Annotated in this window: 8 protein-coding genes; 4 read left to right on the forward strand and 4 right to left on the reverse strand. The window is 32.3% G+C overall.

Translation table 11 applies throughout. The features are described from left to right. Positions 1-155: 155 nt before the first annotated feature. From AADI82_RS12135 to recA, 4 genes are all read right to left on the reverse strand, one after another. On the reverse strand, positions 156-1706 hold the full coding sequence (locus AADI82_RS12135; RefSeq protein ID WP_341216696.1) for a hypothetical protein: 1551 nt from the start codon (positions 1704-1706) through the stop codon (positions 156-158). Then, positions 1706-2248: a sigma-70 family RNA polymerase sigma factor gene (locus AADI82_RS12140; protein WP_341216697.1), complete on the reverse strand. Its 543-nt coding sequence runs from the start codon at positions 2246-2248 to the stop codon at positions 1706-1708. Before AADI82_RS12140 ends, AADI82_RS12135 begins: the two co-directional genes overlap by 1 nt. A gap of 30 nt (positions 2249-2278) precedes the next feature. Then, entirely contained in the window at positions 2279-2689 is a 411-nt protein-coding gene (locus tag AADI82_RS12145; protein WP_341216698.1) for a hypothetical protein, read from the reverse strand. A 128-nt stretch (positions 2690-2817) separates the two neighbouring features. Continuing rightward, on the reverse strand, positions 2818-3828 hold the full coding sequence (gene recA / locus AADI82_RS12150) for a recombinase RecA (protein ID WP_341216699.1): 1011 nt from the start codon (positions 3826-3828) through the stop codon (positions 2818-2820). Positions 3829-3946: 118 nt separating this feature from the next. Between recA and AADI82_RS12155 the strand changes: the two genes are divergently transcribed. The 4 genes from AADI82_RS12155 to AADI82_RS12170 all read left to right on the forward strand — a co-directional run bounded on the left by AADI82_RS12155 (position 3947) and on the right by AADI82_RS12170 (position 7430). Beyond that, positions 3947-4252 carry a hypothetical protein gene (locus tag AADI82_RS12155; protein WP_341216700.1) on the forward strand — a complete coding sequence of 102 codons (306 nt, stop codon included), beginning with the start codon at positions 3947-3949 and terminating at the stop codon, positions 4250-4252. Between the two features lie 256 nt (positions 4253-4508). After that, complete coding sequence (locus AADI82_RS12160) at positions 4509-5576, forward strand: rhodanese-related sulfurtransferase (RefSeq protein WP_341216701.1); 1068 nt, start codon at positions 4509-4511, stop codon at positions 5574-5576. 140 nt (positions 5577-5716) lie between these two features. After that, positions 5717-6949 (forward strand): regulatory iron-sulfur-containing complex subunit RicT, encoded by a 1233-nt coding sequence (gene ricT, locus AADI82_RS12165; RefSeq protein WP_341216702.1) that lies wholly within the window; start codon positions 5717-5719, stop codon positions 6947-6949. Next, positions 6936-7430 (forward strand): gliding motility lipoprotein GldH, encoded by a 495-nt coding sequence (locus tag AADI82_RS12170; protein WP_341216703.1) that lies wholly within the window; start codon positions 6936-6938, stop codon positions 7428-7430. Before ricT ends, AADI82_RS12170 begins: the two co-directional genes overlap by 14 nt. Positions 7431-7504: the final 74 nt, after the last annotated feature.

A 7504-nucleotide genomic window follows, 5' to 3' on the forward strand; every position in this document is an offset into this window, starting at 1 on the left:
TGATGATACAAAGGTTTTAAACGCAGAAGCTAGAGCTGTTATTTTAAAGCAATTAGAAGTTTTCAACAAATAAAAAACTGCTCTGGGGAGAGCAGTTTTTTTTGATATTGATTTCCGAGCTTAAAGGAAACCCATATCTAGATCTAACCAAAAACCTAAAACTTAATAGCAAATCCGGTATAAACCCCAATAAAATAAGGTTTAAAATTACCAGACGTATTATTAAACGTATTGATTTGATATTTGAACATAGGCTCAAAATTCAAATCTATTTTTTTTGAAACTTTATAATTTAATCCCACACCTAAATTGGCGCTATAACTTACCTTGTTTATGTTATTTGCTTCGCCTAAAAGGGTTCGAGAACCAGCAACTTCTGAGAATATCTCATTTTTATTTAAAAAGAACGAGCTAAAACCACCAATTAAATTAACACCTAGTTTTTTATTAGTTAATGCATACTGAATTTCCAAAGGCACTTCAATGTATCCCATGTCTTGATTAATAGAAGTATTTGAACTTTTCGTAAAAGCTTCCGGACTTTTAGAAGAATTTAAACTATTACCACTAATTATTGAAACGGCATCAGCAGCAGTATTACTGTTTGTATTTACATTTTGTAATAAGTTAGAGCTAGAACTAATAGATTGAAAGACTACAACATTATTGGTATTGTAACCCAAATTAACTTTGTTTATACCCGTACGAATACTTAATTTATTATTAACAGCATAACTGGCTTTAATACCGTAACTCATATTAAGTTCGCCACTTTTCGAGTTGTTGTTAAATTGCGGATCTATTGAAGAACCTTCTCCTAAACTACTAAAATAAACAGGCGCAGCATTTGGGGCGATACTCCACCTATTTATGTTTTCGTCTTTCTCTTCTTCAATAATATCTTTGTTTTTTTCTAAAGCTTCCTCAATAGTAAGTGTGTTTTCTTTGGTGCTGTTATCTGCAATAGCTTCGGTTTTGGTTATTGCGTCTGTCGAAATATCGTTGGGTTTTACTTCCGCAATAGCGGTATTGTTTTTTGTTGAATTGTTAATTATTTCGTTTGCTTTATTGATGTCTATTTGAGGGCTTTCATTTTTATTTTGAATGGTCTCTTTGTTTTTTTCTTTTGAATTCTGGGCAACTACGGTTGTATTTTCCGTTTTTACAATAGCTTCAGAAATATTTGATTTTTTATTTGAAGGCATCTGCGATTTTTGAGTACCTTCATTTTTAAGTTTTGAATTTGAATTTTCAGCAACCGATGTTTCGTTTGAAGGTGTAATATCTTTTTGAGTATTATCAATTTTAGTTTCTGAAGCTTTTTCAGCAGATTCTTTTTCTGCATTAGATTCTGCAACAGCATCATCTTCTATATCTATAATTTTATCTTCTTTTTCAATATTAATCGTCGAATTATTATCCTCAGTAGTATTAGATTTCTCAAGATTTACATCTTCAGTTTCAACAACCTGGTTTGTTGGAAGATCTTCAGAATCATTACCATTAAATAATCCATTAATCGTTAGTAAAAGCATAAGTAAAGCCGCAACGCCTGCGTATCGCCACCAAATAGGAATAACGCGTCGCTTCTTCTTTTTCTTATTAAGTTCAGCTTCAATATTTTCCCAAACAGCATCGCTAGGTGTGGCTTCAAAATCTTTAAAGCGCTCCTGAAATAATCTGTCTATATGTTTTTTATCACTCATTATAAGGATTGTAAACTTTGTCTTGTTTTGTAATTTTCAATAGTGTCCTTCAACGTTTGTCTAGCTCGCGCTAAATTGGATTTTGAGGTCCCTATGTTTATGTTTAGCATGTCTGCTATTTCTTTATGAGAATAGCCATCTAAAACATAAAGGTTAAATACTAACCGGTAGCGATCTGGCAATTCTTGAATTATTTTTAAGAGATATTCTAAAGGTATATGGTCTTCGTCAATCTCTATTTCTACCTCATCGGCTACATTTTCATTTATAATATCAAAAACCTTTTCGTTTCGGTAGCGTTGTAAAACCGTGTTTATGGTTATCCGTTTTAACCAACCTTCAAAAGAGCCTTTGCTTTTATACTGTTCTATTTTATCGAAAATGGTTAAAAATGCGTCTTGCAGATTATCTTCTGCTTCGGCATAGTTTCTCGAATACTTTAAGCATACAGAGAATAGCTTACTCGAAAAGAGTTTGTACAATTCGCCTTGGGCTTTAGTATCATTAATTCTACAATTTTCTATGAGTTGGTTTAAACTCAAATTAAAACACGTATTTATTAATACTTAAACTTAATTTGTAACAGGCACTTCTATAATTAGGTATTGATCTTCTCCATTATCATCTTCACCTTGCCAAAACTTAAATATATATGATCCGTTACTGGTAACAATAAAATTAAATGTTGCTTCTACTAATTCGTCTGTAAATGTTTCACAACTATTATTATCAAATACATAATTAATAGCGGCAACGGTACGCTGATTATTTTCTTTTAAATAATAAAACTCTTTAAAAGAGTGACAAGTTGAAGGTCTAAAATAAGAAACTGTTATGGGGTAAACTTCACCTAAAGTAAACTCGTCAGGGATATCAACACTTTCTATTGGTAATATTTCAAAGCTATAATTTGTGCTATCATCATCAATGCTACATGAAGCAAATAAAAATAAAGCTAAGCTTAGGGCTACTAACTTTTTCATTGCAAATAATTTTTAATTTTTCTGTTTAATACATGTTTTTGTATTTATAGATGCCAAATAAATTAAAAGGTTGCGTGTAATATTAATTTAATTATATAAAAAAATCCCGAATTTTCGGGATTTTTTATTTATTCTGATGCTTTTAAAATGTCTCTAATTTTATCTTCGAGCTCGTCCATGAGTTCGGGATTGTCTTTTATAATAGCTTTTACGGCATCTCGCCCTTGCCCAAGTTTAGTATCATCATAACTAAACCACGAGCCACTTTTTTTAACAATTTCATGTTCTACAGCTACATCTAAAATTTCTCCTACTTTACTTACGCCTTCTCCATACATAATATCAAACTCAGCCAGCTTAAAAGGTGGAGCTACTTTATTTTTAACCACTTTTACTCTAGTTTTATTTCCTAAAACATTGCCGTTACTGTCTTTAATTTGTGTAGAACGACGAATATCTAAACGTACCGAAGCATAAAATTTTAAGGCATTACCACCGGTTGTAGTTTCTGGGTTGCCAAACATAACACCAATTTTTTCACGTAATTGGTTAATAAAAATTACGGTACAATTGGTTTTACTTATGGAGCCTGTAAGTTTTCTTAAAGCTTGAGACATTAAACGCGCATGTAAGCCCATTTTCGAGTCGCCCATTTCACCTTCAATTTCACTCTTAGGAGTTAATGCCGCAACAGAATCTATAACCACAATGTCAATAGCACCTGAGCGAATTAAATTATCGGCAATTTCTAAAGCTTGCTCGCCATTATCGGGTTGCGAGATTATTAAATTATCAATGTCTACACCTAGTTTTTCTGCGTAAAATCGATCAAAAGCATGCTCTGCATCAATAAACGCAGCAATGCCTCCAGCTTTTTGAGCTTCGGCAATAGCGTGTAAGGTTAAGGTCGTTTTACCAGATGACTCAGGTCCGTAAATTTCTATTACACGACCACGCGGATAGCCACCAACGCCTAAGGCAATATCTAAGCCTAAAGATCCCGATGGAATAGCATCAACATCTACAACTGCTTGATCACTCATTTTCATTACGGTGCCTTTACCGTATGCTTTATCTAATTTATCTAATGTAAGTTTTAGTGCTTTTAATTTTGCTTCTTTTTCTTTTTCGTTGCTCATTTTCTGTTTTTCTGAAATTATGTATGCTAAAATACTATAAGTTTTTTCACAATACAATTTTATCACGCAACCTTTTTCAAATATTGCATCTTAAAAATATAGTAACTATTTTAAAAATATGTCTAAAATTTTATTTGCTTTTCTATGTATTGTATTATTTGCTTGTGATGGTCAAAATGAAGACGAATTAAATCAAACAGGAACTGTGGTAAATCAAACATCTTGTGGTGGTGGATTAGAACCTGTTTTCATTATTAAATTAAGCGAAAAAGATTCTATAATGACGTCAACACTCCCAAAAGAGTTTCAAAAAGCAAACTTAAAAATTCAATTTAAAACTAAAGAGAGCACATTATATGTGTATTGTACTACCGATAAAATTTACCCAAAACAATTTGATGTTTATGATGTGATTTCATTATAATCCAAAAACATTACGCAACCTTTTTATACATTTTGCATCTATAAAATAAACGCAGGAAGATTTTTGCTATGAAATTCACCTACAATAGTTTGAATATAGACTAACTCGAACTATTTATTTATAAAGCATTTTATCTAAGATAAAATGCTTTTTTTATACAAAGTATTGCTCTATCCCTTTAAAGTTGTACTTTTGCATTTTAAAATATTTCTTTAATCTGCTCAATGCAGATTCAACCTTAAAACATTAGTATAGCATGCAACTGTACAATAAATTAAGCGCTAAAGAAAGAGCCGAATTAATCGAAAAAGCAGGTAAAGATCGATTAACACTTTCTTTTTATCAATACGCTAAAATTACCAATCCTCAAGAGTTTAGAGATCAACTATTTATTGCTTGGAACGCTTTAGATGTTCTAGGTAGAATCTACGTAGCACACGAAGGTATTAATGGGCAACTATCACTTCCCGCAGATCGTTTTAACGAATTTAAAACACATTTAGATACTATCGATTTTTTAAAAGGTATTCGTTTAAATATTGCTGTAGAGCAAGATAATATGTCGTTTTTAAAACTTAAAGTAAAAGTGCGTCATAAAATTGTTGCAGATGGTTTAAATGATGATACTTTTGATGTTACCAACAAAGGCATTCATGTTGACGCAGATAAGTTTAACAACCTTATTGAAGACGATAAAACGATTTTGGTAGACATGCGAAACCACTACGAAAGTGAAATAGGTCATTTTAAAAACGCTGTTACACCAGATGTTGATACGTTTAGAGAATCGTTAGACATAATTGAAGCCGATTTAAAAGATCATAAGGAAGATAAAAACCTAGTGATGTATTGCACTGGTGGTATTCGTTGCGAAAAAGCCAGCGCGTATTTTAAGCACAAAGGTTTTAAAAATGTGTATCAATTAGAAGGCGGTATTATAGAGTATACAAGACAAGTAAACGAAAAGCATTTAGAGAATAAATTTATTGGCAAAAATTTTGTTTTTGATGAACGCAGAGCTGAAAAAATTAGTGACGATGTAATTGCTTGTTGTCACCAATGCGGAAAACCTGCAGATATACATACCAATTGCGCTAACGATGCTTGCCATTTATTATTCATTCAATGTGATGCCTGTAAAGCAGAAATGAATAATTGTTGCTCAACAAACTGCAAAGAAATACACGCTTTACCTTACGAAGAGCAAAAAGAACTCCGAAAAGGTCAAGGTAATAGCAACGATATTTTCAAAAAAGGACGCGCAGACCATTTACCCTATAAAAAAGATTTGAGAAATATTTTTGAAGTTTTAAAAAAGAAATAAGCTTAAACTTCAACTAAAACCAACAACTATAAATTCTTTGTTTTAAGTCTTTAGAATAATCTTATATTTACGTTTCAAAAGATTTATAAACCTTCATTCGTAATAATTTGATTATTAACGAATTCAATATATAAAAATTTATGGCTTGTAACAGTTGTTCAACTGGAAAAGACGGTCAACCTAAAGGATGTAAAAACAATGGTACTTGCGGTACAGATAGTTGTAATAAGCTAACTGTTTTCGATTGGCTATCAAACATGTCGCTTCCCAATGGCGAAAAACCTTTTAACTGGATTGAAGTTCGTTTTAAAAACGGACGAAAAAACTACTATCATAATACCGAAAACTTAACATTAAGCATTGGCGATGTGGTTGCAACACAGGCGCAATCTGGTCATGATATTGGTATGGTTACCCTTACGGGAGAATTGGTGCGTGTTCAAATGAAACGCAAAAATATTTCAGAAACAGGCGACGACATTTTAAAAATTTACCGAAAAGCAAGTCAAAAGGATATTGATATTTGGTCGACAGCACGCGACAAAGAAGAAGCTATGAAGGTTAAGGCACGTCAATTTGCTATTGATTTGAAATTGCAGATGAAAATTTCAGATATCGAATTTCAAGGCGATGCTAGTAAAGCTACGTTTTATTATACAGCCGAAGAGCGTGTAGATTTTAGAGAACTTATAAAACTATTTGCTCGTGAGTTTAGAACACGTATAGAAATGAAACAAGTTGGGTTTCGACAAGAAGCTGCAAGACTTGGTGGTATTGGTTCTTGCGGGCGAGAGTTATGCTGCTCCACTTGGTTAACCGATTTTAGGTCGGTAAGCACATCGGCAGCGCGTTACCAGCAATTATCTTTAAATCCACAAAAATTAGCAGGACAATGTGGTAAGCTAAAATGTTGCTTAAATTACGAACTCGACACCTATTTAGATGCTTTAAAAGCATTTCCAAAAACGGATATAAAACTTAAAACCGAAAAAGGAACAGCAGTTTGCCAAAAAACCGATATTTTTAAAGGACACATGTGGTATGCCTACGAAGGGGAATGGATGAATTGGCATAAAATAACTACAGATCAAGCCAATGAAATTATTGAAGCCAATAAGAAAAATAAAAAAATAGCAAGCCTTGAAGAATACGCTTCAGACCTTATTGAAGATACTAAAACAGAGTTTGAGAACGTTGTAGGTCAAGATAGTTTAACAAGGTTCGATAGTCCAAAACGTAATAATAAACGTAGAAATAATAGAAAGAAAGGGAATCAGGCAAATAAAAACGCTAAGCCAAATAACCCAAATCAGAATAATAGAAACAAAAACAACAGAAGAAAACCTCAAAAAAACAAAAATGAAGCGAAGTAGTGCGGTATTGTTTTCTTTAGTTTTTTCTTTAGTATTAACATCATGCGATTCTAATCGTGTTTTCGACACTTACAAATCTGTTCCCAATGCGTGGCATAAAGATAGTATAGTAAGCTTTAAGGTTAATCCGCCAGATTCTACAAATGCTTATAATTTGTTTGTTAATTTAAGAAATACGAACGATTATAAATTTAACAATTTGTATTTAATAGTCGAAATGGTTTTTCCGCATGGTAAAACTTTAAAAGACACTTTAGAATATAAAATGGCAGACCCAAGTGGTAAACTTTTAGGCTCAGGACTAGGTAGTGTTAAAGAAAATAAGTTGTGGTATAAAGAACAAGTTGTTTTTAAAGAAGCTGGCGAATACAAAGTTAATATACAACACGCCATGAGAGAAAATGGAAAAGTTAATGGCGTTGTTGATTTAGAAGGTGTTACAGATATTGGCTTTAGGATTGAAAAACCACAAAAAAATTAATGTCACTTCGAGTGATTCCGAAGCATGAGGAATTGTATCGAGAAGTATTTAATATTCAAAATTAAATGGCAAAA

Source organism: uncultured Wocania sp. (genome assembly GCF_964021735.1).
GTDB lineage: Bacteria > Bacteroidota > Bacteroidia > Flavobacteriales > Flavobacteriaceae > Wocania_A.